Here is a 21,957-nt window from a genome sequence, read left to right on the forward strand (position 1 = left end):
TATGGCGTTTGTACATGCTTTAAATAAACCGTCGAGGCTAGCGAATAATGCCGCGCTCAGACGTGTCTAAGAAATCAATCATGCTTTGCACTGCTGCAAACTGTTTCGCATCGTCAGCCAGAGAAGCCACGGCCTCGTCTAGTGTTAAGCCCTTTCTGTAAAGTGCTTTATACGCTCTACGAACCGCCATAATTTCATCGCTTTCAAACCCACGGCGCTTCATACCCTCGGTATTCACTGCTGCAGGTTTTGCTGGCATACCTGTCGTTGTAACAAAAGGTGGAACGTCTTTACTCACACCTGAGTACATACCAATAAATGCGTGCGCACCAATTTTACAGAACTGATGTACACCAGTATTACCAGCTAGAATAGCCCAATCACCTACATGTACGTGACCAGCTACACTTGCGCCATTTGAAAAAATGACATTATTACCAATCACTGCATCATGAGCAATGTGCGTGTAAGCCATAAATAAGTTGTTACTACCTATTTTAGTCACGCCTTGATCTTGAATGGTACCACGGTGTATCGTCGCGCATTCTCGAACAATATTGTTGTCGCCCATGATTAGTTGAGTTGGTTCATCCTTGTACTTTTTGTCTTGGCAGGCTTCTCCAATAGACGCAAACTGATAAAAGTGATTACCTTTACCAATCGTCGAAGGCCCTTTAACAACTACATGAGATTCAATAATCGTGTTATCTCCGATAACAACATCATTACCAATGTAGCTGTAAGGCCCTACTTTAACGTTTTCGCCAAGTTTGGCGCCTGGTTCAATAACTGCAGTAGGATGAATTAACATTAAAACTCTCTTCTTGCACACATAAGGTCTGCACTACACACAACCTTACCATCTACTTTTGCTTCTGCTGAAAAACGCCAAATATTACGACGCTCTTTTTCAAACTTAACGTGAATATGCATTTGATCGCCAGGTACTACAGGCTGTTTAAAACGTGCATTATCAACGCCTGCAAACAAGTATAGCTCGTTGTCGCCAGTATTTTGCACTGTTTTAAAACCTAATAAGCCAGTTGCTTGTGCCATAGCTTCTAAAATAAGTACACCTGGGAAGATTTTTTGGTCAGGAAAGTGACCTGTAAAAATTGGCTCATTCACGGTAACATTTTTTACCGCATGCAAGTAATCACCCGGCTGAAAATCGACCACTTTATCTACCAAAAGCATAGGGTAACGGTGTGGTAATAAACGCATGATTTCTTGAACATCAAAATTGTTTAATTCGTTAGCCAAAATAGTATCCTTATTCATCAACTGTTTTTTGAGATGAGCGCGTTTCTAACTCTTTAATACGCTCTTTAAAATCAGATAAATTTCTTAAATGCGCCATGTTACGACGCCATTCTTTGTTAGTAGTGTGCGGCATACCTGAAGAATATGCACCGGGCTCAGTGATTGACTTCGTCACCATGGTCATACCGGTCAGCATTACACCATCACAAATATCAATATGCCCGTTGATGCCCACAAGACCTGCAATTTGGCAATATTTACCAACGGTTGTACTGCCTGCAATAACTGAACAAGCAGCCATTGCACTACCTTGACCAATTTCAACATTGTGTGCGATTTGAATTTGGTTATCTAAGATCACATCGTCATGGATAATGGTGTCATCTAAAGCGCCACGGTCGATAGTTGTGCTCGCACCAATCTCAACGCGGTCGCCAATAACCACTCTGCCTAGCTGTGGAATTTTCACCCATTTACCAGCCTCATTGGCATAACCAAAACCATCGCTGCCAATGACCGCACCAGATTGGAATAAACAATGTTCTCCAATCTCAACATCATGATAAACACTGACATTAGCCCAAAGCTTTGTGCCCTGTCCTATTTTAGTATTTTCACCAACAAAGCACCCTGCGCCAATTTGTACATTATCACCAAGCACAACACCCGCTGAAATAATCGCATTTGCAGCTACGCTGACGTTTTCACCGAGCTGCGCATTTTCATCTATAACGGCACTAGGGTGAATACCATTGGCACATGCCGGCGTAGTGTCCATCATTTGCGCGAGTTTTGCGTAAGCGATATAAGCGTCTTTTACGATTACTTTATTGCCTGAGAACAATGCGGCTTCTTTTTCAGAAATAATCACTGCGCCCGCTTTTGTTTCATCAAGCTGAGCACGGTACTTTTTATTTGCCAAAAAAGCGATATCTGTTTCTTTAGCATTCGCTAAAGTTGCTATCTTCTCAATACAATGAGACGCATCCCCGTCAAGGGATGCGTCTAGAAATTCGCTGATTTGAGCGAGGGTATATTGTTTTGTCATTACTTTTTGCTAACTGCTTCAACAACCTTGCTAGAAAGGTCGGTTACTTTATCAGGGTTAAAGTAAATTGTCGTATCTTTTACTTTAACTTCATCAAACTTACCGTTTTTAGCTACAGTTTGAATGGTTTCAATGATTAGCTTTTGTACTTTTGCTAATTCTTGGTTTTGACGCGCTTTAATTTCTTGCTCTAAAGGACGACCTTTTTCTGCAAGTTGCTTTTGCATACCTTGAATTTTGTCGCGAAGCGCTGTTTTTTGCTCATCGCTCATTGTGGCACTTTCACGCTGAAATTTTTCCATCTCAAAACGCACATCACCTTGAAGCTTTTCTAGCTCTTGACGGCGCTCAGCAAATTCCGTTTGAAGCTGTTGCTCGATTTTAGCCATTTGCGGGATTTGCTGGTAGATAGATTGCATATCTACAATACCTACTTTGTGTGCTAATGCACTTGCAGAAGTACCCATCATTAATGCTGCTAGAATGCTTAATGCCGTTGTTTTTATAATCGTTTTCACAAAAAACTCCTTAGAATGTATTCGTTATATTAAAGCTGATAGTTTTAGTTTCGTCTTTGTCTTCTTTCTTCAATGGATAAGCAAAACTAATCAGCATTGGTCCCATAGGGGAAATCCATTGCAATGACAGACCTGTCGATACTCTGAAGCGACCTGGGTCTGCATAGTCACGTAATTTATTAACCTGATCTTCCGCTAGGTCTGAGTAGCGGTCAATATCAAACTCGGTGTCCCAAACGTTAGCAGCATCAACGAAGAAACTCGTTCTAACAGAACTTGTTTTATCTTCATCTAAGAATGGGGTTGGAACAATTAGCTCCATCCCTGCCACTGCTTTGGCATTACCACCAATTCGGCCTGATACAGTAAGCTGGTCAAACTCTGACGCCGAACCAATTGTACCTGTGGTACTACCATCAGGTAAAACAGAACCTGTGATTGGTTTAGTTACTCTTCTGATTGCCTCTGGCAGAATTGTATTTCTGTCAAAGCCGCGTAATTCTTCTTCCGTGATCCTGAAATACTCTTGGAACGGTAATATTTGATCAAACCCGTTCGTTGAACCATACCCGTTACCATATGCAAATGCTGCTCTGGTCGAGAACACCCAACGGTGATCATTACTGATTGGCCAATAGAAACGAGAATTGTAGTTAATCTTGAAGAAGTTAAGATCTGAATTTGGGGTCGTCGCATTCAAAGTTAATGACTGACGAGAACCCGCTGTTGGGAACATACCACGGTTAACCGTGATGCGGGACCAACCAAGACTTAACTCATATTTAGTAAATTCATACGCGGCATCTGGGTCTTCAGGATTAAAGAATGCCAAACGCATAATACGCGTTTGCTCATAGTCTGCAATGTCAGATAAGCTCTCTTCAATCCAGCGACCTCCGAAGTTAATACGGTTCACCGCATCGATTGGGAAGCCGAAGTTTGAACCAATACCATAACTCTTAGATTTATAAGGCACTAGACTAAAAGCAGATGAATCGTAATTACTATAGAAAATGCTGGTACCTTGCGATACACCATCTGGTGTAAAGTAAGGATCAGTGTATGAAATACTATAGCGGTCAGAACCTTTCGACGTATTGATATTAAACGCTAATTGGTTACCAGTACCTAAGAAGTTTGATTCACTGACACCTATATTGAACTGCAGACCAGCATAAGAACCATATGCAACCCCCGCTTGGAAGCTACCTGCAGGTTGCTCTTTAACGGTGAAGTCAACATCAACTTGGTCATCAATGCCTGCTATCGGTTTTACTTCAAACTCAACGTTTTCCATATAAGGTAGACGTTGAATCTGCAGTTTTGAACGCTCAAGACTCTGGTTAGATAGCCATGCGCCTTCAAGTTGCGTCATTTCTCGACGCACAACTTCATCTGCGGTTATTTGGTTACCATTCACCATAATACGGCGAACATAAATGCGATTACCTGGATTTACTGACAGTGTTAGTTTTACTTCTTTATTTTCGTCATCAATTTCAGGGATAGTACGAACTTCGGCATTTGCATAACCAAATCGTGCTAAATAGCTTTTAATGTATTCTTCTGAAGCAGTTACCACTGAACCATTGTAAAGCTCGCCCGATTTAAGCGGGATAATGCTCTTAAGAAGTTCTTCACGGCCTAATAAATCACCTATAAAGTCAAAACCTTTAACCGTGTACTTTTCGCCTTCTGTAATATTTGCAGTGACATACACAGACTCACGTTCAGGGCTCACTGACACTTGTGTTGAGTCGATGTTAAAACGCAGATAGCCTTTATCAAGATAAAAACTTCTGATTTTTTCCAAATCGCCTTCAATCGTCTGTTTTTGGTAGCGGTCATTTGACAAGAACTTCCACCAAGGCAAATCTTGTTGTGATTCAACAAGGTTTAATAGCTCTTCGTCAGAAAACAGTTCATTACCAACTAAGTTAATTTGTCTAACTGAGGCTGCGTCACCTTCTTCAAACTCAAGATTTAAACGCACACGGTTACGTGGCAGCTCGGTGATGCTCACTTCGATCTTGGCATTATATTTACCAATACTATGGAAGAAGTCGATCAAGCCTTTCTCAATGTTCGATAAAACAGTTCGATCTAAAGGCTCACCAGCACGGATATTCTGCTGCTCTAAACTTTCGTTTAATTGCTCATCTTTGATGTCTTTATTGCCATCAAATTCAATAGAGGCAATTGTTGGTCTTTCTCTTACTTTGAAGATGAGAAGTTCATCATCACGGTAAACTGAAATGTCTTCAAAGTGGCCTGATTTGTATAGCGCTTTGACTGTTTGAGAAATCGTATATTCATCAATGTTATCACCCACATTAATTGGAATATGGGTCAGTGCTGCACCTAGTGCAACACGCTGTAAACCTTCAACTTTCAAATCTTCTACGATAAAGGAGCTTTGCCCAGCTGCCGCAAAGCTTGCGCCAAGTAAACTGGTTACTGCGAGATGTTTTTTTATCGGCATTTTATTATCTTTATCCTTTACAACTATTAGCGTACATAGCGCTTTGTGGCTTTAAATGACATTTTGGCTTATAACCTTGAAACATCATTAAGCAATGCAAAACAGGTTAGGCCTAGAAGCAACATAGCCCCAATTTTATAACCTAACTCTTGTGTCTTTTCAGAGACTGGTTTTTTGCGAATAAGTTCAATTATGTAATACATTAAATGCCCACCATCTAAAACTGGCAGCGGCAATAAATTAAAAACTCCAAGATTGACACTTATTAACGCTAAGAAACTGAGAAAAGCCACCAACCCATAACTGACACTGGTGCCCGCGCCTACTGCAATTCCTACTGGACCACTCAAATTATTGACTGACACTTTGCCGGTAATTAAGTTACCAATCATGTCAAAACTCAACGTGATCAATGCGTAGGTCTTTTGTACGCCAAGCACAATACTATCCAATGGCCCATAATGTCTAGTTTCAATGTACCCAGGCGGCCAACTTTCTAACTGAGGAACAACACCTAAAAAGCCTTGTTGGATGCCATTTGGTCCAGTTCTCGCTTCTGGGGTTACTGATAATATTTGTCGATAACCATTTCTCATCACCTCAAGCTGAATGGCTTTACTAGGTGAAGCTTGTACAAGACTGACCAGAGATTGCCATTGTTCGATTTCTTGACCATCTGCAGTAAGAAGCTTATCCCCTACTTGTAAACCCGCTTGGCTTGCTGCTGAGCCTTTTGCAACATGACCAATAGTGAGTGTTAAAGCTGGTCTGTATGGCATGATACCAATCGCATCAAGTGGCGGTTGATCTTTTTTATCTAGCTTCCAACCAGTTAAGTCGATGGTACGAATCTGAATTTGCTGCTGTGCATCTTGCACTTTGATGTCGACTGATTGCTCACCTAAGTGAGACATCAAACTGAAGGTGACTTCTTGCCAAGAAAATACATCTTGACCACCCATGGCTAAAATATGATCGCCCGACTGTAATTGTGCCGATGCTGCTCGGCTTTGTACATGCACATCACCCACAATAGGTTTGGCATTTTGCACACCAATCATATACATGAGTGCCAGCGCGAAAATAGCAAAAATAAAGTTGGCTAGTGGGCCTGCGATTACAATGGCAATGCGAGACCAGACTGATTTGTTATTGAAAGAAAGATGCGCTTCGCTAGGGTCGACGGCTTCGACACGCTCGTCGAGCATCTTCACATAACCACCAAGCGGGATCATGGCAATCACATACTCAGTGCCAAGTTTGTCATACCAACGACACAAAGGCTTTCCAAAGCCTACTGAAAACCTTAAAACTTTTACGCCCGCTTTTCGTGCAACCCAAAAGTGTCCATATTCATGCACAGTTACTAAAATACCCAATGCAACAATAAACGACCCTAAGTGCCAGAAAAACTCAAACATAATCACTCCATGGTTTTAAGTATGTTTTTAGCTAAAACTCTTGCTTCATTATCTTGAGCAAGTACATCATCAATACTTGAAAGGTTTGTAATCGCGATGCGATTGAGCACATCAGCATTCACTTTGTAAATATCAGTAAAACCAATTTGTTTATTCAAGAATGCTGCAACCGCTATTTCATTTGCTGCATTCACAGCAGTCGTAGCGGCTTGCCCCGTTTTACAGGCTTCAATCGCTAATGCTAAATTTGGGTAACGATGATAATCCGGTTTTGTGAAAGTAAAATCACAAATTTGTGAGAAGTCTAAAGGTGCAACACCTGCATCAATTCGCTCAGGATAAGACAAGCCATATGCAATTGGTGTACGCATATCAGGTTGACCCATTTGAGCAATCACAGAGCCATCTTGATACTGTACCATAGAGTGGATCATACTTTGCGGGTGGATAACCACTTCAATATCATCTGCACTACAGTTGAATAGCCATTTTGCCTCAATAAACTCTAAGCCTTTATTCATCATGGTCGCCGAGTCGACTGAGATTTTCTGACCCATAGACCAATTTGGATGAGCAACGGCTTCTTCAACGGTTACATCAGCTAAGGTATCAATATCACGATTTAAGAAAGGTCCACCTGAGCCAGTTAAAAGTATTTTACGAATACCGAACTGATTTAATTTAGGATCTGAGTGCTGCTGGAAAGCACTTGGTAAGCTTTGATAGATAGCATTATGTTCGCTATCTATCGGCAACAAGGTCGCACCATGTTGCTTTACTTTATCCATAAAGATTTGGCCTGACATCACCAAAGATTCTTTATTTGCTAAAAGTACTTTTTTGCTGTGCTCGACCGCACTGATTGTCGGCAACAAACCTGCAGCACCAACAATCGCAGACATCACAATATCAACATCACTGTGAGAAACCACATCTTGCATCGCTTGAACGCCTGTCAGAACCTGAACCTCTGATCCTGCTAAGTCATCCTTCAGTTGTTTTGCCGCTTGCTCACATTGCATCACCGCAAATTTTGGTTTAAATGTCTGGCACTGCTGACGCATTACCTCAACATTACGACCTGCAACTAAGGCGAATACCGAAAATTTATCAGCATTGCGGGCTATTACATCTAAAGTAGAAACACCAATTGACCCTGTTGAGCCAAGGATTGCTACCTGTTGAATGCTCATAACGCTACCGTCCACGCATAACAAAGAGCGAATATTGGTGCTGCTGCTGTAAGACTATCAATACGGTCTAAGATACCGCCATGACCTGGTAAACAACTACCTGAGTCTTTCAAACCCGCTTCACGCTTAAACATACTTTCTAGTAAATCACCTACGGCTGAAAACAGTGCGATAAACACAGTTAATAAGGCATAAACTGGCCACATCGCTTGTTCGACGTCTGCACACGCACAGAAGATAACAACAAAAATAACCGCAGTAAGTAAACCACCTACTAACCCTTCAATGGTTTTGTTTGGGCTTACTTTTGGCATTAACTTATGTTTACCTAGGTTTTTACCTGCAAAATAAGCACCTATATCAGCACTCCAAACGATGCCTAATACCACCATAATTAGGGTTGAACCGAATAGCTCAGACTGTTGATATTCAGCACTACGCAAGACATTGAGTGCAAGCCAAAGCGGCACGAGTGTCAATAAGCCAGCCACCGCTTTCATTACTAGACCTTCTGACCAAGCACGAGACATGCTTGGATATTTAACAACAAGAAAAGTAGCAACAAGCCACCAGGCAAATGCAAGCGTGAAAACATAGTTAGCATCAGACAGTAATTGCCCGTTTTGCCATAGAGATTCTATGGGCCAATGCAGGTGAAGTGCGCCAAGAATAGCGGCGACTAAAGCCACGAATGTGCCTCTTTGCGCCATTTTTTTCAGGCCCATCAATGAAGACCATTCCCAAGCACCTAACAGGGTAATCGCACCAGCTATGAAACTAAATAGTGATAGGGGTGTATAAAACACCAAAAGCATAGCCAGTGGCGCTAGTACCACTGACGTTAAAATACGTAATTTAAGCAAATTAATAACCTTTAACTTGTTGTTTTGGACTCGGCAAGTAATTGTTTTATTTGTTCGCCGGTACAGCCAAAGCGTCGCTCTCGAGATACAAAACAGGCAATTGCCTCAGAAAAAGCCTCTTCATTAAAATCAGGCCAAAGTGTATCTGTAAAATAGAGCTCAGCATAAGCTGCCTGCCAAAGTAAAAAGTTGCTGATGCGGCAATCTCCGCCAGTCCTTATCAACAAGTCTAATTCACTTTGATCTGCCATACTTAATTGTGCTGACAAAGCGTCTTCTGTGATATCTCTCACAGTAAGTTGGCCATCTTGTACTTGCTTCGCCATAGATTGAGCGGCTTGTACAATATCCCAACGGCCACCGTAATTTGCCGCAACATTTAATTTCAGACCTGTATTATTAGCGGTTAATTCATGTGCCGCTTTTACCCTATCTTGTAAAGATTCAGGAAAACGTGAAATATCGCCAATAATAGTCAGTTTTACATTATTCTTATGTAATTTTTTAACTTCTTTAGATAAGACGAATAAAAACAGTTCCATTAAGGTACTGACTTCATCTTCAGGTCGTCGCCAATTTTCACTGCTAAAAGCAAAAAGCGTCAACGATTCAATACCCAGTTTTGTACAAAACTGAACAGCCGAACGAACGGAATCTACACCCTTTTTGTGTCCGTATGTACGAGGACGATTGCGGCTTTGCGCCCAACGTCCATTCCCGTCCATGATAATAGCAACATGTTTAGGCAAAGACTGCTTTGAAACTGTTTCAGTACTTAAAACCATAATTCCGATTTAGGTAAAAAAAAACGCCGCCTAGTATACCCTAGACGGCGTTTCAAAACTAATAAATTTGAGCTGGTTAGATTTCCATCAATTCAGCTTCTTTCGCGCTTAACTGAGTATCCATTTCTTTAACATACTTGTCTGTTAACTTTTGGATCTCGTCTTCGCCTTGACGTGCTTCATCTTCAGAGATGTCTTTGTCTTTTAGTAGCGATTTGATGTCACCATTGGCATCACGACGGATGTTACGAATAGCAACACGGCCACCTTCAACTTCACCACGTACAATTTTGATAAGATCTTTACGACGCTCTTCTGTTAATGGAGGAAGTGGTACGCGGATCACAGTACCTGCAGACATAGGGTTTAGACCTAAATCTGATGACATGATCGCTTTTTCAACAGCTTGCGCTAAAGACTTATCGAATACATTGATTGCTAATGTACGAGAATCTTCAGTCGTTACGTTTGCTACTTGGTTTAGAGGCGTGTCTGCGCCATAGTAAGACACAGTGATGCCGTCTAATAATGCAGGGTGTGCACGACCAGTGCGGATTTTAGATAGCTGGCTAGCAAGTGCTGCCACGCTTTTTTTCATGCGCTCTTCAGCGTCTTTTTTAATATCGTTAATCACAATTCAATCCTAGTCTTTGTAGATTATTCAGCTACTTGTGAAGAAATAAGGGTACCCTCTTCTTCACCCATGATAACGCGTTTAAGCGCACCAGGTTTATTCATGTTGAATACACTTAAAGGCATATTGTGGTCACGAGCTAGCGTAAATGCAGCTAAGTCCATAACCTTTAATTCTTTGTCGATCACTTCATTATAAGATAAATGACGGTGAAGTGTCGCATCTGGATTCTTCACCGGGTCGTCGCTGAATACACCGTCAACTTTTGTTGCTTTGATTACTGTATCCGCTTCAATTTCGATACCGCGTAAACACGCTGCAGAATCTGTTGTGAAGAATGGGTTACCTGTACCAGCAGAGAAGATCACTACGCGGCCAGACTTTAGTAAGCTAATTGCTTCAGCCCAGTTGTATGCATCACATACACCATTAAGTGGAATAGCAGACATAAGACGTGCGTTTACAAATGCACGATGAAGTGCGTCACGCATTGCTAAACCATTCATTACAGTTGCTAGCATACCCATGTGGTCGCCAACTACGCGGTTCATGCCCGCTTCAGCTAATGAGCCACCACGTAAGAAGTTACCGCCACCGATAACTAAACCTACTTCTACGTCGAGTTCTACAAGCTCTTTGATTTCTTGCGCCATACGATCCAATACTTTTGGATCAATACCAAAGCCTTCGTCTCCCATTAAAGCTTCACCGCTTAATTTAAGAAGAACGCGTCTAAAAACAGGTTTTCTATTCGTAGTCATAATCTCAGGGCCATATGTAAAAGTGGGGATAAAAAATAACCGCGCTTATGAAACTCATAAATGCGCGGTTATTCTAAAGAATTTTCAGCATTGAAGCAAAAGCAAATGCTGCCTAAATGTGGCTTTTTGCCTCTGCTTCATGAGTAAAATTACTCGCCTTTAGCTGCTGCGATTTGCGCTGCAACTTCTGCTGCGAAATCTTCTTCTTTCTTCTCGATACCTTCACCAACTTCTAAACGGATGAAGTTAGAAACTGAAGCGCCTTTCTCTTTAAGGAATTCGCCAACAGATTTCTTAGGTTCCATGATGAACGCTTGACCAGTAAGAGAGATCTCACCAGTGAACTTCTTCATACGACCTACAACCATCTTCTCAGCGATTTCTGCAGGCTTACCTTCGTTCATAGCGATTTCAACTTGAACTGCTTTTTCTTTTTCAACAACTTCAGCTGGAACGTCTTCAGGGTTAACGAAGTCAGGCTTAGAAGCAGCAACGTGCATAGCAACGTGCTTAAGTGTTTCTTCGTCAGCATCACCAGTAACAACAACACCGATACGGTCGCCGTGACGGTACGCAGAAAGTTTGTCACCATCGATGTACTCAACGCGACGAACGTTGATGTTTTCACCGATTTTAGCAACTAGAGCAACACGAGTTTCTTCGAACTGAGCTTTAAGAGCTTCGATATCACCTTTTGACTCAACAGCAGCGTCAAGTACAGTGTTAGCGAAACCTAGGAAGTTTTCGTCTTTAGCAACGAAGTCAGTCTGACAGTTAACTTCTAGAAGTGCAGCAAAACCTTCGCCTTGCTTGATTAAGATTGTACCTTCTGCAGCGATGTTACCCGCTTTCTTAGCAGCTTTAGCAGCACCACTCTTACGCATGTTTTCGATCGCTAGCTCGATATCACCGTTAGTTTCAGTTAGTGCTTTTTTACAATCCATCATGCCAGCGCCAGTACGCTCGCGTAATTCTTTAACTAGGGCAGCAGTTACAGCCATTAGTATATCCTCAAATATGAAGTTTTTTTCGGGGTGCGGAATGACCGCTCTTCAAGAATATCAAGCCTTCATCTTATTTTGATGAAGGCTTGATGACAGCTAATTACTCAGCTTCTACGAAATCGTCGTTTTCAGCTTGTGCAACGATGTTGCTTTCACGACCTTCAGTGATAGCAGTTGCAACAGCACCAGTGTAAAGCTGGATAGCGCGGATCGCGTCATCGTTACCTGGTACGATGAAGTCAACACCGTCTGGGTTTGAGTTAGTATCAACTACAGATACTACTGGAATACCTAGGTTGTTTGCTTCACGGATAGCGATGTGCTCGTGGTCAGCGTCGATTACAAAGATAGCGTCAGGAAGACCGCCCATGTCTTTGATACCACCAAGGCTCTTCTCAAGCTTTTCCATTTCACGCGTCTTCATTAGCGCTTCTTTCTTAGTAAGCTTTTCGAAAGTACCGTCTTGGCTTTGAGCTTCAAGGTCTTTAAGACGCTTGATTGATTGACGAACTGTTTTCCAGTTAGTCAACATACCACCTAACCAACGGTGATTTACGTAGAACTGCTCACTTTGAAGAGCTGCTTCTTTAACTGCTTCGCTTGCAGCGCGCTTAGTACCTACGAAAAGGATTTTGCCTTTGTTAGATGCAACGTTCTGTAAGAACTTAAGTGCATCGTTGAACATAGGAACAGTTTTTTCTAGGTTGATGATATGAACGCGGTTACGTGCACCGAAGATGAACGGCTTCATCTTAGGGTTCCAGTAACGTGCTTGGTGACCGAAGTGAACACCAGCTTGAAGCATATCGCGCATTGAAACGTTTGCCATTTTAATTTCCTCTATTATTTAGGGTTAGGCCTCCACATATCCCATAGCACCAACACGTAATATATAATTACCTGCACCCAAGTGTATGTGTCGATATGTGTGTGTGTTAATATAAAAAGTATGTTTGTCTTAACTACAAACTATCTTGAAAGATAAATTTGTAAAAAGACGGCGCGCTTTATACCATATTAAAGCGCCAGATTCAACGATACGACTAAAATTTGTGCGTTATTGCAAAGTGAAAAATTAACGATTGGAGCCTCAATGAGTGCAGTGATTAAAACCCCTGAAGAAATCGAAAAAATGCGTGTTGCCGGTCGCTTAGCGGCTGAAGTCTTAGAGATGATTGAACCTCATGTTAAGCCTGGGGTAACAACTGAAGAGCTAAACACCATTTGTCACAATTATATTGTTGACGTTCAAGATGCGGTGCCTGCACCTCTAAACTATCATGGTTTTCCAAAATCAATTTGTACTTCAGTAAACCATGTAATTTGTCACGGTATCCCAAATGACAAGCCTCTAAAAGACGGCGATATCATCAATATCGACATTACCGTGATCAAAGATGGCTACCACGGCGATACCTCGAAAATGTTTCATGTTGGTACGCCAAATATTCAAGGCAAACGCTTAGCCCAGATCACACAAGAAAGCTTATACCTTGCAATTAAAATGGTTAAGCCAGGTGTGCGTTTGGGTGATATCGGCGCTGCGATTCAAAAATATGCTGAAGGCTTTAGCTATTCTATTGTTCGTGAATATTGCGGCCACGGTATTGGTGCTGAATTTCACGAAGAGCCACAGGTTATGCACTATGGTAAACCTGGTACGGGCGAAACACTTAAAGCTGGTATGTGTTTAACAATTGAACCTATGGTGAATGCCGGTAAGCGTCAATGTAAACTACTTAAAGACGGTTGGACGGTTGTCACTAAAGACCGTAGCTTGTCAGCTCAGTGGGAGCATACTTTGCTTGTTACTGACAATGGTGTTGAAATTTTAACACTCCGTAATGATGAGACGATAGATCGTGTAATAGAACACAATTAAGATTTATTGTTCTAATACTATAAATGCCAACTTAAAAAGTTGGCATTTTTTAGGATTTTATAAATCTAAGAAGCCTGTTCCTTCACATTTTCCTGAGACTCGGATCCTTTTAAATTCACCGCCTTCAAAATAAACATAATAAAGCACTGATCTATCACAAATATAAGAACCACCACTTGGTAAAGCAATAGACTCACCAATAGGCGCAAGTGATGCAGAAATAAATGTTATTGAGGCAATTAAGCAAGTTTTAAATGTATTTTTCATGTCTTTTCCTTGTTGTTCATTAAAACCAATCTAATAAAAACATATAAAAAACAAACTATCAACAATCTGTAAACAATAACACCCCAAACTAAAATCGCTTTATCGCTTTTGAATTTAAGGCCGTTTAAGAACTAAACGTTCAGTATTGTTCTAAGCTACATAACTCGCAATTCACAGCAACTTAGTGTAAAACTTACAAAGCGCTCATCAATTCATTTGATAAAAAAATCAGGGATTTTCCGTGGCATTACCCAATAAATTAAAAACGCTTCTTGATTCAGCTAGCACGCTCGACGATTTTAAAGATTGCTCCGCTTTTTTCTATAAATGGCTCGGCAATGAATTCTCAAAGCAACCTGTAAAACACCTCATTCGCGCCCGTGCCGAATTTGTCGATTTACTGCTGCAAAAGCTTTATGTCATTACCAGCTTAAACAAACATGATGATATCGCGCTAATCGCGGTTGGCGGATATGGTCGAGGTGAGCTGCACCCTTATTCGGATATCGACTTTTTATTACTGGTTCGTTCAGAGCCCAATGAAGAGTTAAAAGAGTCGCTTGGTCAGTTTGTTACCCATTTATGGGATCTGGGTTTAGAGATAGGCCACAGTGTTCGTACACATGAACAAGTATTAGAACAAAAAAAGCAAGACGTACACTTCACCACCAGCTTACTTGAGTGCCGCTTAATTAGCGGTAATGAGTTAGAGTTTGAACGCCTCAAAAGCCACATTATTGAAACACCTATCTGGCGATCAGAAGAGTTCTTTATCGCCAAAGTAGATGAGCAAAAAATTCGTCGTAAAAAATGTCATGGTACGGCGTACAACCTCGAGCCCAATGTAAAAGAAAACCCGGGTGGTTTGCGTGACCTGCAAACCATTTTTTGGGTAGCAAAAAAACACTTCCATGCAGAGACACTTCGAGAACTCATCAGCCACGGTTATCTAACCCATGAAGAATATCAAGAGCTACTCGAATGTATCGAAAACCTCTGGAATATTCGTTTTGCACTACACCTTGCAGCTGGCAGAAACGAAAACCGCTTATTGTTTGACTACCAACCTCATGCAGCAGAATTATTAGGCTTTGGCTCTGAGGGTAAAGCGTCTGTTGAACGCATGATGAAGCGTTTATTTCGAATCATGAGCCGTGTTCGCGAAATGAATCAAATGCTACTGTCATATTTTGAACAAAGTATCTTGGTTGACCAAGTTAACCACCAACCTCAACCGCTCGATAAAAACTTTGAGCGCGTGGGTAATCGCATCCAAGTCACCGACCCTTCAGTATTCTTTAAACGTGAGCATATTTTTGTGTTATTTGAGCATATTGCTGATAACCCTGAAATCACTGATATTGAGCCCAACACACTAAGAACCATGCGCCAAGTCCGCCGTCGTCTACTTGGTGATTTACAAGATTACGCAGGGTGTAGAGATGCCTTCTTACGCTTAATCAAACACCCTAATGGCATGGGTCGAGCGTTCACCCTGATGCACAAGCACGGCATTATTGCGGCCTATTTGCCTCAGTGGCGTAATATCTTTGGGCAGATGCAATTCGACTTATTTCATGCCTACACCGTAGATGAGCATACTCATAAACTAATAAATAATATTTATAAGTATTTCGATAAAAGTAAGCAAAAAGATTTTCCTATTTGCTCAGCAATTGTCACTGGCATGGACAAACCTGAGCTACTTTACCTTGCTGGTATTTTCCATGATATTGCCAAAGGCCGCGGTGGCGACCACTCAGAGCTAGGCGCTGTTGATGCAAGTACCTTTTGTAAAGTACATGGCTTTAGTAATTCAGAGGCGCGTTTAGTCGCTTGGCTGGTTGAAAATCACTTATTAATGTCGGTCACGGCGCAACGAAAAGACATTAATGACCCTGATGTGATTGCAGAGTTTGCATCTCGCGTTAAAAATGAACGCCAACTAGATTATTTATATTGCTTAACTGTTGCCGATATTCGGGCCACCAATGACAACCTTTGGAATGATTGGAAAAATACCCTGCTACGTGAACTGTATTTGCATACACAACGCGCTTTGAGAGCAGGTCTTGAAAACCCAATGGACATGCGTGACCAAATTCGCGATAAAAAGCAACAAGCCAAGCAGCGCCTCATTGAACTTGGTTTTGAAGAGAGCCAGATTGACTTTATTTGGTCTCGTTTTAAAGCGAACTACTTTACTGGATTCAGTGAGCAGCAAATTTCATGGCAATCTGAGCACTTACTCAAAGTAAAAGACCTCAATGACTTTAGCGTGATTGTTGGCGAGAAGCCGCTTCATGGTGGCACGCAGGTGTTTGTTTATAGCCCTTACGAAGCCAGTTTATTTGCCAAATTAGTCAGTGTTATTGGCTCTAAAAAAGCACAAATTCAACACGCACAAGTCATGACGACTAAAGATGGCTTTGTAGTCTTTAACTTCGTAATACTCGAACAAGACGGCGATCCTGTTTCAGTGAATCGTGCCCGCTCTATCCGTAAAGGCATTGAGTCTTTACTTCAAGATCCGAAGAAAAAGATCAGAGTGAAGAAGAACCGCTCTCACCGATTTAAAGATTTTAATATCAAGCCCAAGGTGATTGTGCGCCCGCATGCGCGTGAAAATCGTAGCCTCATTGAAATTCAAGCCATCGATATTCCGGGGCTTTTAACTAAAATAGCCGAAGTATTTCAGGCTAATTCACTGCATATTCATGCCGCACGTATTACAACGGTCGGCGAGCGTGCAGAAGACTTTTTTGTTATTTCAAATAAAGATTATCAAGCCCTCGATGAAGAACACAAAGCTGCGCTTCAACGAGACTTAATGAAAAAATTAAACGCAGAAACAAATTAGAGGAAACTATGTCAGATTTAAAAACCATCATTGAACAAGCATGGGAGCAACGTGATGGCATTACTCCTACACAAGTAAGCGACGAAGTTAAAGATGCAATCATTCAATCTCTTTCATTGCTAGATTCTGGTGCTGCGCGAGTTGCAGAAAAAATCAGTGGTGAATGGGTTGTGCATCAGTGGCTTAAAAAAGCGGTACTGCTGTCTTTCCGTATTCGTGATAACCAACCAATGAACGATGGCGTAAACCAGTTTTATGACAAGGTGCCACTTAAATTTTCTGACTACACGCCAGAGCAATTCCAACAAGGCGGTATGCGCGTAGTACCAAACGCTGTAGCACGTCAGGGCAGCTTTGTAGGTAAGAACGTGGTACTTATGCCTTCTTATGTGAATATTGGTGCATACGTTGATGAAGGCACCATGGTTGATACATGGGCTACTGTTGGTTCATGTGCACAAATTGGTAAAAACGTGCACCTTTCTGGTGGTGTTGGCATTGGTGGTGTATTAGAGCCATTACAAGCAAACCCAACCATCATCGAAGATAACTGTTTTATCGGTGCACGCTCTGAAATCGTTGAAGGCGTCATTGTTGAAGAAGGCGCAGTAATTTCAATGGGCGTATACATTTCTCAAAGTACGCGTATTTACGACCGTGAAACAGGCGAAATCCACTATGGTCGCGTACCAGCAGGAGCAGTAGTTGTACCAGGTTCATTACCTAGCAAAGATGGCTCACACAGCCTTTACGCAGCAATTATCGTGAAGAAAGTTGACCAGCAAACACGTGAAAAAGTAGGTATTAACGCACTACTTCGCTCTGTAGATGAGTAGTCAATAAAGAATTTAAAAGGCCGCAAATCAATGACGATTTGCGGCCTTTTTTATTCGATTTTATGGAGTGATTAGTTACAACTTAAACCTTGAAGATCATACTGCTTAAACTGTCTTTGGTTGTCTGCTGTAAAGCTGATGGTGAGTTGCTCTAACGGCTCATAACTTTCAATGGCTAATGCTTTACCAAGCCAAGGCTCTTTTATAACCGATAACAACTCGTAAAACCCAAGCCCTCTATCGCACATAATATTAATATCGTGATATGCAGTCAGTAACTTACCCGGTGCTTGGCTTTGGATACTGATATTGGCTTGCTCAATGTAGTTATCTGCTTTGGTGCCATTAAAAACATAATAAACCGATGTGATACTGAGCATAATGACTTGTACAGAGGCAACAAACATCAAAGGCAATACTGCCAGTTTCACCTTGCTACTCACTTCATTATATTTCACAAAGTAAATCAGCAGCCAACAACCAGCAATGACCATGGCTAATTTCAGCGGCACTAAAAACACGCTGAGATAGTACATGAGCTTTTCACTGCCCCACTTTAAGCCAAATGCATTTTCAAACCAGCTACTCTCAATTGCTGGCAGCACAATTAAAATACTGCTGAGTAATAATACCCATTTAAATTGTTGTAACTTCGACATATTAAAGGGTTTTCTGCCACTCTGTTAGCCAAGTTTCAACCACTTCCCATGGTTCAAAATACTCACACGCATCGACATCTAAACGCGGTGAAGTTTGCTCAGCATTCAATTCTTTTAACAGGGCATCGACCTGCTTGCCCGCACCACAATAGGTATCACCGTAGCTTGAGTCGCCCAAGGAGATCACTCCCGCTTTTTTGCCTGTTAACATTGGCGACTGACTCCTCAGCTGCATAATCAATGGCTCAATGTTATCAGGCAGATCGCCAGAGCCTGTGGTCGAGGTAATAAACAAAGCCACTTCAGCGGCTTTTACATCATCGATGCTTGCGCTTTCAAACAAGCTCACTTGATGTGACGCTGACAAAACAGTTTGCACCTGTTCAGCTAAATTCTGTGCATTGCCATACACACTGCCTACAAAAATTGAAATTAATGCCATTATTGATAATCCTGTTCGCTGCTGGGCCACCCCAACTGCGCACAGATATTTAGCATCTCTTCGCCTAGGTTAGCCCGAATGGTAATTTCTTGTTTTGTATAAGGATGAACAAACTTTAACCGAGTTGCAAATAACATTAAGCGCTGCAAGCCAAAATGCTCATAAAAAAAGTGATTATGCTTGTTATCACCATGGTTCACATCACCCAAAATCGGATGTGCTAAATGCTTTAAATGACGGCGAATTTGATGTTTTCGGCCGGTTTTAGGAAAACACTCCACCAGCGAATAGCGAATGCTCGGGAACTTACCGAACGGAATAGGCAAACTTGCCTGATATAAACAGTTAAACTCTGTTTGCGCTTCTTGCGGTGCTTTATCTTGATCGGCAAATTTGTCAGCTATTTTATCTAAATGTTCTTTTAATGGTCTGTCTAAATAAACATGCTCCGGCGCAAAGCCCCTCACCAGTGCCAAATAGCGCTTTTCGATTTTGCCCTCAATGAATACTTGATTCATGTCTCTGGCTGCTTCTGAGCTCAATGCAAACAACAAAATACCACTGGTAGGTCGGTCTAATCGATGCACCGGAAATACGTGCTGACCGAGCTGATCACGCAACATTTGCATGGCAAATTGGGTTTCGCGTTTATCTAAAAATGAACGATGCACCAATAAGCCCGAGGGCTTATTAATCGCCACATAGTTTTCGTCTTGATAGACAATCTCAAGCATGATCTTTCTCTTTTAATTCTGTTGTAAGCTTTCGTCTAACTTGGTCAGTAGACTTAAAATCTGCGGATATTGCGGGTGAGAGGCAAAGCTCATTTCAGCCATGGGTGCAATCGACATATTTTCCGGTAGCGGCATGCCTTGCTCTATCATCAAGGTCATTTTAGGAATAAGCACAAACTGCAACCACTGCTCAAATGTCATCACATCACAACAAAATGGCGCGGTAGAATTTAGTTTCTCAGACTCAATGCTTTCACTTTGCCAAAGCTTGGCGATGCGTAATACCGCTTCGAGCTCTTTCAATAAGGTGTAAACTGTTTGGTATTGGGCGTGACTCATCATACCGACTCTTAATAGACTAGTTCAAACCCGCGAATTATAGCCCAGCTAACTTCTTTACAGTAGCTTTACGGCTTCGCTTATCAAGTGCCGATAAAATCCGTATAATTCGGCTAATTTAAAATTTGCATGAGCGAACTATGACTGCGCATATTTCTACTTTAGGTGATCTTCTTAACACAGCTGGCACACAGTGGCGTGTTTACGACATGGGTCGAAAAATCACTAAAATTGATAAAGCCCTATTCAATCAACTTGAAAATGGTCAGGTACCTTACCCTTACCCGCTTGCTGGTCATGCCCTGATCGCCATTCAATTTTGGGATAACCAAGCCACCGCTGATCCGTATGTGTGGTTTTTAAAAATGCCCCTTGATGAACAAAGTAAGTTAGTGCTTGCAAGCCGTGACCACTTCGCAAATATGGTACTTGAAGCATTAGGCACTGAGTTAACAGGCGAACAAGCCGATGGTAAGCTAGACAACAACCCATATGTATTTACACCGAATGCCAATAAACTTGCTGCGTTCAATGCACTATTAAAAACTGAATTAAAGCGCCCTGCTTCTCAGTATTATGAATTTACCGAACAGTTTTTTGCTGGCAACTTAACTGACGATGCGTGGCAAAGTATTGCGGTGCAAGGGCTAGCTGATTTTGCGTTTAGACTCGATCACGGGCATAACAACGCAAACCTCGCTAAAGTGTGGACAAACTTACCGCAAGAAGTTCAGCAGCCTTTAAGTGCGATGCTCGAACATGTTGAAATTAACACCCAACTTGCTGAATTGTTCTTTGCGCAATGTGAGCAAGCCATTGCAGAAAATAATTTAAACCTATTAATTAACAACATGCGTGCGCTTTCAGGTAGCAAAGCACAAGGGTTAAAGTCTCAGTTAGTCGAGCAAGTACTAGCAAGCGAGTTAGGCAACCAACCAGACGTGTTATTGACTTTAGCTGGCCGTTATTGGTTATGCTTTGAAAAACCAGAAGCCCTATTCAAGCTACTTGATTTAGCAGCTAATAATGAGCAAATGCCTGAGTTATTCCCAAGTATTTTTGCGGACTTAGTTGCAATTCCGTCACTTCGCCCACACGTACTAGGTATTCTTCGAGCAGAAAATCGCAGCGACACACTATCTCGTGCGATAGGTAGGTTATTCTCTTAATGGCAACTCTCTGGCTTTTTATTGTTATCGGCAGTGTTATCGGCTTTTTTTGGTATAGTCGTAAAATCGCAGAAGCCGCAAACGAACATGCGCAAAGACAAGCAAAGCAATTGCAAGTGCAGTTGCTCAGTGTCGCCTGTAAAAAAGTGCTACCCGGCATTTTAAAAAGTGGTCGTTTGGGAATAAAAAGTCAGTTTTTGTTTGAATTTAGCTCCGACGGCGAGAGCTTATATCAAGGTTATCTATATCTTGAAAATGAGAAGCTGGTGCAAGCTGATATTCCACCACATCGTTTGGGATAATAAAACACAGGTTCCAGAAAAAACTAAGGCGCAACGTAAGTCGCGCCTAAAGTTGACAACATCCATGATAGCTTCCAAAGCCTGTAATCCTGTTTTATCTTCCGCTGAATGGCCGTCTTCCATAGACAACCAAAAATCCGTTTAAAATCCTATACACGTCCTGTGTTCCTAATATCCTAAATCCACTTCGCAAAACCCTATGCGCTCCTAGTACACCCTGTACTCCATCCTCATCCTAGATGTTATCCTAACACCTGTAACCTTCCTGGTTTCCGCTTCACCCATCTTTGGGCAGTCCTCACACTCCTGTGTGCATCCTATTTCCTTTGTGCAACTCCGTTACACGCCTCATCCAGAGGATCCTGTTGAGCTTCTTGCCCTAGCATTAGTCCTTTATCCTTATGCTATATTCCTTTTTCCTATCCCTTTGCCTTCCTGACATGATTAAGTTTACGGTAATCTGCCGAGTGAAAAAGTGACTTACAGCAATTTATT

23 protein-coding genes are annotated in these 21,957 nt (G+C 41.7%); 5 read left to right on the top strand and 18 right to left on the bottom strand.

Going from position 1 to position 21,957, the window contains the following annotated elements:
* Window positions 1-37: 37 nt before the first annotated feature.
* The 13 genes from lpxA to rpsB all read right to left on the bottom strand — a co-directional run bounded on the left by lpxA (window position 38) and on the right by rpsB (window position 12,801).
* Complete coding sequence (gene lpxA, locus ACXAC4_RS11535) at window positions 38-811, bottom strand: acyl-ACP--UDP-N-acetylglucosamine O-acyltransferase (RefSeq protein WP_475161713.1); 774 nt, start codon at window positions 809-811, stop codon at window positions 38-40.
* Window positions 811-1,263 carry a 3-hydroxyacyl-ACP dehydratase FabZ gene (fabZ, locus tag ACXAC4_RS11540; RefSeq protein ID WP_475161714.1) on the bottom strand — a complete coding sequence of 151 codons (453 nt, stop codon included), beginning with the start codon at window positions 1,261-1,263 and terminating at the stop codon, window positions 811-813. Before fabZ ends, lpxA begins: the two co-directional genes overlap by 1 nt.
* A gap of 10 nt (window positions 1,264-1,273) precedes the next feature.
* A complete protein-coding gene (gene lpxD, locus ACXAC4_RS11545; RefSeq protein ID WP_475161716.1) occupies window positions 1,274-2,311 on the bottom strand; it encodes a UDP-3-O-(3-hydroxymyristoyl)glucosamine N-acyltransferase in 1,038 nt (345 codons plus the stop codon).
* On the bottom strand, window positions 2,311-2,781 hold the full coding sequence (locus tag ACXAC4_RS11550; protein ID WP_475164105.1) for an OmpH/Skp family outer membrane protein: 471 nt from the start codon (window positions 2,779-2,781) through the stop codon (window positions 2,311-2,313). The genes lpxD and ACXAC4_RS11550 overlap by 1 nt, the downstream gene beginning before the upstream one ends.
* A 58-nt stretch (window positions 2,782-2,839) precedes the next feature.
* Entirely contained in the window at window positions 2,840-5,311 is a 2,472-nt protein-coding gene (bamA, locus tag ACXAC4_RS11555; RefSeq protein WP_475161719.1) for an outer membrane protein assembly factor BamA, read from the bottom strand.
* A 68-nt stretch (window positions 5,312-5,379) separates the two neighbouring features.
* Window positions 5,380-6,732, bottom strand: coding sequence for a sigma E protease regulator RseP (rseP, locus tag ACXAC4_RS11560; protein ID WP_475161722.1), 1,353 nt, complete (start codon window positions 6,730-6,732; stop codon window positions 5,380-5,382).
* A 2-nt stretch (window positions 6,733-6,734) separates the two neighbouring features.
* Entirely contained in the window at window positions 6,735-7,925 is a 1,191-nt protein-coding gene (ispC, locus tag ACXAC4_RS11565; RefSeq protein WP_475161725.1) for a 1-deoxy-D-xylulose-5-phosphate reductoisomerase, read from the bottom strand.
* Entirely contained in the window at window positions 7,922-8,788 is an 867-nt protein-coding gene (locus ACXAC4_RS11570; RefSeq protein ID WP_138481228.1) for a phosphatidate cytidylyltransferase, read from the bottom strand. The genes ispC and ACXAC4_RS11570 overlap by 4 nt, the downstream gene beginning before the upstream one ends.
* Window positions 8,789-8,799: 11 nt before the next feature.
* Window positions 8,800-9,573 (bottom strand): isoprenyl transferase, encoded by a 774-nt coding sequence (locus ACXAC4_RS11575; RefSeq protein ID WP_475161727.1) that lies wholly within the window; start codon window positions 9,571-9,573, stop codon window positions 8,800-8,802.
* 76 nt (window positions 9,574-9,649) lie between these two features.
* Window positions 9,650-10,207 (bottom strand): ribosome recycling factor, encoded by a 558-nt coding sequence (gene frr / locus ACXAC4_RS11580; RefSeq protein WP_130257128.1) that lies wholly within the window; start codon window positions 10,205-10,207, stop codon window positions 9,650-9,652.
* A 23-nt stretch (window positions 10,208-10,230) separates the two neighbouring features.
* The gene (pyrH, locus tag ACXAC4_RS11585; protein ID WP_421963076.1) at window positions 10,231-10,968 is read right to left on the bottom strand and encodes a UMP kinase; all 738 of its coding nucleotides are present in this window, start codon (window positions 10,966-10,968) and stop codon (window positions 10,231-10,233) included.
* Window positions 10,969-11,117: 149 nt separating this feature from the next.
* Window positions 11,118-11,969: a translation elongation factor Ts gene (tsf, locus tag ACXAC4_RS11590; RefSeq protein WP_058030521.1), complete on the bottom strand. Its 852-nt coding sequence runs from the start codon at window positions 11,967-11,969 to the stop codon at window positions 11,118-11,120.
* Window positions 11,970-12,072: 103 nt separating this feature from the next.
* Window positions 12,073-12,801 carry a 30S ribosomal protein S2 gene (gene rpsB / locus ACXAC4_RS11595; protein WP_349286406.1) on the bottom strand — a complete coding sequence of 243 codons (729 nt, stop codon included), beginning with the start codon at window positions 12,799-12,801 and terminating at the stop codon, window positions 12,073-12,075.
* Window positions 12,802-13,065: 264 nt separating this feature from the next.
* Here rpsB and map point away from each other — a divergent pair, with 264 nt between their 5' ends.
* On the top strand, window positions 13,066-13,854 hold the full coding sequence (gene map, locus ACXAC4_RS11600; RefSeq protein WP_349286407.1) for a type I methionyl aminopeptidase: 789 nt from the start codon (window positions 13,066-13,068) through the stop codon (window positions 13,852-13,854).
* Between the two features lie 57 nt (window positions 13,855-13,911).
* Here the strand turns inward: map and ACXAC4_RS11605 are convergent, their stop codons facing one another.
* Window positions 13,912-14,121 (bottom strand): hypothetical protein, encoded by a 210-nt coding sequence (locus ACXAC4_RS11605; RefSeq protein ID WP_475161732.1) that lies wholly within the window; start codon window positions 14,119-14,121, stop codon window positions 13,912-13,914.
* A 241-nt stretch (window positions 14,122-14,362) separates the two neighbouring features.
* Here ACXAC4_RS11605 and glnD point away from each other — a divergent pair, with 241 nt between their 5' ends.
* Both glnD and dapD read left to right on the top strand, forming a co-directional pair.
* Window positions 14,363-16,981 carry a [protein-PII] uridylyltransferase gene (gene glnD, locus ACXAC4_RS11610; protein WP_475161735.1) on the top strand — a complete coding sequence of 873 codons (2,619 nt, stop codon included), beginning with the start codon at window positions 14,363-14,365 and terminating at the stop codon, window positions 16,979-16,981.
* An 8-nt stretch (window positions 16,982-16,989) separates the two neighbouring features.
* Window positions 16,990-17,817 carry a 2,3,4,5-tetrahydropyridine-2,6-dicarboxylate N-succinyltransferase gene (dapD, locus tag ACXAC4_RS11615; protein WP_138481242.1) on the top strand — a complete coding sequence of 276 codons (828 nt, stop codon included), beginning with the start codon at window positions 16,990-16,992 and terminating at the stop codon, window positions 17,815-17,817.
* 71 nt (window positions 17,818-17,888) lie between these two features.
* On the opposite strand, the gene ACXAC4_RS11620 is transcribed toward dapD, so the two are convergent.
* Genes ACXAC4_RS11620 through ACXAC4_RS11635 form a run of 4 tightly spaced genes read right to left on the bottom strand, consistent with a single transcriptional unit; the run spans window position 17,889 to window position 19,994 of the window.
* The gene (locus tag ACXAC4_RS11620; RefSeq protein WP_475161738.1) at window positions 17,889-18,476 is read right to left on the bottom strand and encodes a hypothetical protein; all 588 of its coding nucleotides are present in this window, start codon (window positions 18,474-18,476) and stop codon (window positions 17,889-17,891) included.
* Window position 18,477: 1 nt separating this feature from the next.
* Window positions 18,478-18,918: a flavodoxin gene (locus ACXAC4_RS11625; protein WP_475161740.1), complete on the bottom strand. Its 441-nt coding sequence runs from the start codon at window positions 18,916-18,918 to the stop codon at window positions 18,478-18,480.
* Window positions 18,918-19,652 (bottom strand): tRNA pseudouridine(65) synthase TruC, encoded by a 735-nt coding sequence (gene truC / locus ACXAC4_RS11630; protein ID WP_404393955.1) that lies wholly within the window; start codon window positions 19,650-19,652, stop codon window positions 18,918-18,920. Before truC ends, ACXAC4_RS11625 begins: the two co-directional genes overlap by 1 nt.
* 12 nt (window positions 19,653-19,664) lie before the next feature.
* A complete protein-coding gene (locus ACXAC4_RS11635) occupies window positions 19,665-19,994 on the bottom strand; it encodes a YqcC family protein (protein ID WP_475161742.1) in 330 nt (109 codons plus the stop codon).
* Between the two features lie 137 nt (window positions 19,995-20,131).
* On the opposite strand from ACXAC4_RS11635, the gene ACXAC4_RS11640 reads away from it, so the two are divergent.
* The gene (locus ACXAC4_RS11640) at window positions 20,132-21,160 is read left to right on the top strand and encodes a DUF3549 family protein (protein WP_475161744.1); all 1,029 of its coding nucleotides are present in this window, start codon (window positions 20,132-20,134) and stop codon (window positions 21,158-21,160) included.
* A complete protein-coding gene (locus tag ACXAC4_RS11645) occupies window positions 21,160-21,462 on the top strand; it encodes a DUF3301 domain-containing protein (RefSeq protein WP_058030532.1) in 303 nt (100 codons plus the stop codon). The genes ACXAC4_RS11640 and ACXAC4_RS11645 overlap by 1 nt, the downstream gene beginning before the upstream one ends.
* The last annotated feature ends 495 nt before the right edge of the window (window positions 21,463-21,957 follow it).

The sequence above is a fragment of the Pseudoalteromonas sp. AWM4_233 genome, from assembly GCF_056158285.1.

What these genes read in the sequence shown, in the direction of transcription:
- lpxA (WP_475161713.1), bottom strand. Translation starts at nt 811, where the DNA reads ATGTTAATTCATCCTACTGCAGTTATTGAACCAGGCGCCAAACTTGGC.
- lpxD (WP_475161716.1), bottom strand. Translation starts at nt 2,311, where the DNA reads ATGACAAAACAATATACCCTCGCTCAAATCAGCGAATTTCTAGACGCA.
- ACXAC4_RS11550 (WP_475164105.1), bottom strand. Translation starts at nt 2,781, where the DNA reads ATGATGGGTACTTCTGCAAGTGCATTAGCACACAAAGTAGGTATTGTA.
- bamA (WP_475161719.1), bottom strand. Translation starts at nt 5,311, where the DNA reads ATGCCGATAAAAAAACATCTCGCAGTAACCAGTTTACTTGGCGCAAGC.
- rseP (WP_475161722.1), bottom strand. Translation starts at nt 6,732, where the DNA reads ATGTTTGAGTTTTTCTGGCACTTAGGGTCGTTTATTGTTGCATTGGGT.
- ispC (WP_475161725.1), bottom strand. Translation starts at nt 7,925, where the DNA reads ATGAGCATTCAACAGGTAGCAATCCTTGGCTCAACAGGGTCAATTGGT.
- ACXAC4_RS11575 (WP_475161727.1), bottom strand. Translation starts at nt 9,573, where the DNA reads ATGGTTTTAAGTACTGAAACAGTTTCAAAGCAGTCTTTGCCTAAACAT.
- pyrH (WP_421963076.1), bottom strand. Translation starts at nt 10,968, where the DNA reads ATGACTACGAATAGAAAACCTGTTTTTAGACGCGTTCTTCTTAAATTA.
- tsf (WP_058030521.1), bottom strand. Translation starts at nt 11,969, where the DNA reads ATGGCTGTAACTGCTGCCCTAGTTAAAGAATTACGCGAGCGTACTGGC.
- rpsB (WP_349286406.1), bottom strand. Translation starts at nt 12,801, where the DNA reads ATGGCAAACGTTTCAATGCGCGATATGCTTCAAGCTGGTGTTCACTTC.
- map (WP_349286407.1), top strand. Translation starts at nt 13,066, where the DNA reads ATGAGTGCAGTGATTAAAACCCCTGAAGAAATCGAAAAAATGCGTGTT.
- ACXAC4_RS11605 (WP_475161732.1), bottom strand. Translation starts at nt 14,121, where the DNA reads ATGAAAAATACATTTAAAACTTGCTTAATTGCCTCAATAACATTTATT.
- dapD (WP_138481242.1), top strand. Translation starts at nt 16,990, where the DNA reads ATGTCAGATTTAAAAACCATCATTGAACAAGCATGGGAGCAACGTGAT.
- ACXAC4_RS11620 (WP_475161738.1), bottom strand. Translation starts at nt 18,476, where the DNA reads ATGTCGAAGTTACAACAATTTAAATGGGTATTATTACTCAGCAGTATT.
- ACXAC4_RS11625 (WP_475161740.1), bottom strand. Translation starts at nt 18,918, where the DNA reads ATGGCATTAATTTCAATTTTTGTAGGCAGTGTGTATGGCAATGCACAG.
- truC (WP_404393955.1), bottom strand. Translation starts at nt 19,652, where the DNA reads ATGCTTGAGATTGTCTATCAAGACGAAAACTATGTGGCGATTAATAAG.
- ACXAC4_RS11635 (WP_475161742.1), bottom strand. Translation starts at nt 19,994, where the DNA reads ATGATGAGTCACGCCCAATACCAAACAGTTTACACCTTATTGAAAGAG.
- ACXAC4_RS11640 (WP_475161744.1), top strand. Translation starts at nt 20,132, where the DNA reads ATGACTGCGCATATTTCTACTTTAGGTGATCTTCTTAACACAGCTGGC.
- ACXAC4_RS11645 (WP_058030532.1), top strand. Translation starts at nt 21,160, where the DNA reads ATGGCAACTCTCTGGCTTTTTATTGTTATCGGCAGTGTTATCGGCTTT.